The sequence below is a fragment of the Allobosea sp. AAP35 genome (assembly GCF_001295925.1).
GTDB lineage: Bacteria > Pseudomonadota > Alphaproteobacteria > Rhizobiales > Beijerinckiaceae > Allobosea.
This window is the reverse complement of record NZ_LJHQ01000066.1, coordinates 2,501-5,917: the sequence shown is the minus strand read 5'-3', so window position 1 is coordinate 5,917 and position 3,417 is coordinate 2,501. Positions and strand designations below refer to the sequence as shown.

Here is a 3,417-nt window from a genome sequence, read left to right as displayed (position 1 = left end):
CAGCTGGGCTTGAACCACAACATCCGGTTGGGCGGGGCGGTCGGTGAGGGTATTGACGGCCTTGAACGTAAAAAACCCCCGCCTTTTGGGCGGGGGTTGGGTCATCTGATTTGGTTGCGGGGGCCAGATTTGAACTGACGACCTTCAGGTTATGAGCCTGACGAGCTACCGGGCTGCTCCACCCCGCGATAAGTCTTGTGTTTGCGCTGCGTTGTGTGTTGCAGGGCGCTTTAAACTGGAACGCGGCGCTGGAGCTTTCGCCCTGGCGCCGCGTTGCGGTTTGTTTTGTGAAGAGGGTTTGTTCTTTGCAGGCCCGGCAACGACCTACTCTCCCGGGTCTTGAGACACAGTACCATCAGCGCTGAGAAGTTTAACGGCCGAGTTCGGGATGGGATCGGGTTCTGGCTTCTCGCTCAAGCCACCGGGCCGGCAAAGAACAATGGCAAGCATAAATGATGTTTCGTTTTGTCGTCGCGTCGTCGTTTGCCCTGGTTGAGATGAACCAGGCGAGGAGCGCGGTGTTCGCATTTTGTAAGTGTGCGGACATTGATCATGAGAACGATCAAGCCGATCGAGCAATTAGTACCGGTAAGCTGAGCACATTACTGCACTTACACACCCGGCCTATCAACGTGGTCGTCTTCCACGGCTCTCAAGGGATATCTCGTTTTGAGGTGGGTTTCCCGCTTAGATGCATTCAGCGGTTATCCCGACCGTACATAGCTACCCTGCACTGCGGCTGGCGCCACAACAGGTCCACCAGAGGTACGTCCACCCCGGTCCTCTCGTACTAAGGGCAGATCCTCTCAAATATCCTACACCCACGGCAGATAGGGACCGAACTGTCTCACGACGTTCTGAACCCAGCTCACGTACCACTTTAATCGGCGAACAGCCGAACCCTTGGGACCTTCTCCAGCCCCAGGATGTGATGAGCCGACATCGAGGTGCCAAACGATTCCGTCGATATGGACTCTTGGGAATCATCAGCCTGTTATCCCCGGCGTACCTTTTATCCGTTGAGCGATGGCCCTTCCACGCGGGACCACCGGATCACTATGGCCGTCTTTCGACTCTGCTCGACGTGTCAGTCTCGCAGTCAGGCAGGCTTATGCCATTGCACTCAACGAGCGATTTCCGACCGCTCTGAGCCCACCTTCGCACGCCTCCGTTACTCTTTGGGAGGCGACCGCCCCAGTCAAACTGCCTGCCATGCGCTGTCTCGGACCCGGATGACGGGTCGCGGTTAGACATCCATGACGATAAGGGTGGTATTTCAAGGATGACTCCACCAGAGCTGGCGCCCCGGCTTCAAAGTCTACCACCTATCCTACACATGCCGACACGAATGCCAGCGCAAAGCTACAGTAAAGGTGCACGGGGTCTTTCCGTCTGACCGCAGGAACCCCGCATCTTCACGGGGAATTCAATTTCACTGAGTCTATGCTGGAGACAGCGGGGAAGTCGTTACGCCATTCGTGCAGGTCGGAACTTACCCGACAAGGAATTTCGCTACCTTAGGACCGTTATAGTTACGGCCGCCGTTTACCGGGGCTTCAATTCGGTGCTTGCACACCTCCTTTTAACCTTCCGGCACCGGGCAGGCGTCAGACCCTATACGTCATCTTGCGATTTCGCAGAGCCCTGTGTTTTAGTTAAACAGTCGCTACCCCCTGGTCTGTGCCCCCAATGAACAGTTGCCTGAACACTGGGCCTCCTTATCCCGAAGTTACGGAGGTAAATTGCCGAGTTCCTTCAGCATAGTTCTCTCAAGCGCCTTGGTATACTCTACCAGTCCACCTGTGTCGGTTTAGGGTACGGTCTAATGTTGGAGCTATTTCCTGGAACCCCTTGGAAGCCGGACCAATCCAATAAGGTCCGACAGCGTACGGGATCCGTCACTACCAACTGGCTGAGGAATATTCACCTCATTCCCATCGACTACGCCTTTCGGCCTCGCCTTAGGGGCCGGCTAACCCTGCGGAGATTAACTTTACGCAGGAACCCTTGGACTTTCGGCGACAGTGTCTTTCACACTGTTTGTCGTTACTCATGTCAGCATTCGCACTTCCAATACCTCCAGCAGCCCTCACGGGTCCGCCTTCGTTGGCTTATGGAACGCTCCGCTACCGCTTGCACAAAGTGCAAACCTTAAGCTTCGGCTCGTGGCTTGAGCCCCGATACATTTTCGGCGCAGGAACCCTTGTTTAGACCAGTGAGCTGTTACGCTTTCTTTAAAGGATGGCTGCTTCTAAGCCAACCTCCTGGTTGTTTTGGGATTCCCACATCCTTTCACACTTAGCCACGAATTAGGGGCCTTAGCTGTAAGTCAGGGTTGTTTCCCTCTCCACGACGGACGTTAGCACCCGCCGTGTGTCTCCCGCGCAGTACTTCTGGGTATTCGGAGTTTGGTTAGGATCGGTAATGCGGTAAGCACCCCTTGCCCATCCAGTGCTCTACCCCCCAGAGTATTCACGCGAGGCGCTACCTAAATAGCTTTCGCGGAGAACCAGCTATTTCCGAGTTTGATTGGCCTTTCACCCCTAGCCACAAGTCATCCGAGACTTTTTCAACAGGCACCGGTTCGGTCCTCCAGTAAGTGTTACCTTACCTTCAACCTGCTCATGGCTAGATCACCCGGTTTCGGGTCTAATCCGACGAACTGAACGCCCTGTTCAGACTCGCTTTCGCTGCGCCTACGCCTATCGGCTTAAGCTTGCTCGTCAGATTAAGTCGCTGACCCATTATACAAAAGGTACGCGGTCACCCAGGACGAACCTTGAGCTCCCACTGTTTGTAAGCATTCGGTTTCAGGTGCTATTTCACTCCCCTCGTCGGGGTGCTTTTCACCTTTCCCTCACGGTACTTGTTCACTATCGGTCGCTGAGGAGTACTTAGGCTTGGAGGGTGGTCCCCCCACGTTCAGACAGGATTTCACGTGTCCCGCCTTACTCATGTCTCTCAAGGTTTCGTATCCGTACGGGGCTATCACCCATTAATGCGTGGTTTCCCAACCACTTCCGGTTAATTCCAAGAAAGCACTGGCCTGGTCCGCGTTCGCTCGCCACTACTAACGGAGTCTCGTTGATGTCCTTTCCTCCAGGTACTTAGATGTTTCAGTTCCCTGGGTTAGCTTTGAAACCCTATGTATTCAGGTTTCAATACCTTCATGTGACAATTCGTAGTGCCACGTCAGCCCTTGCGAACTGACGTCACAATACGAATTGTCGAAGGTGGGTTTCCCCATTCGGAAATCCGCGGATCAAAGCTCATTCGCAGCTCCCCACGGCTTATCGCAGCGTATCACGTCCTTCATCGCCTCTCAGCGCCAAGGCATCCACCGAATGCTCTTAAGGCACTTGATCGTTCTCATGATCGATGTCCGCAAAGCTACCAGCTTCGCGCACATATGATCAG

General features: G+C 54.4%; 1 tRNA gene and 2 rRNA genes. All 3 read right to left on the bottom strand.

The features are described from left to right. Positions 1-111: 111 nt before the first annotated feature. Positions 112-188: transfer RNA gene (locus tag IP69_RS19145), tRNA-Met, on the bottom strand. A gap of 123 nt (positions 189-311) precedes the next feature. Continuing rightward, positions 312-426: ribosomal RNA gene (gene rrf, locus IP69_RS19140) — 5S ribosomal RNA — on the bottom strand. 132 nt (positions 427-558) lie between these two features. Next, a 23S ribosomal RNA gene (locus tag IP69_RS19135) occupies positions 559-3,365 on the bottom strand. Between the last annotated feature and the right edge of the window lie 52 nt (positions 3,366-3,417).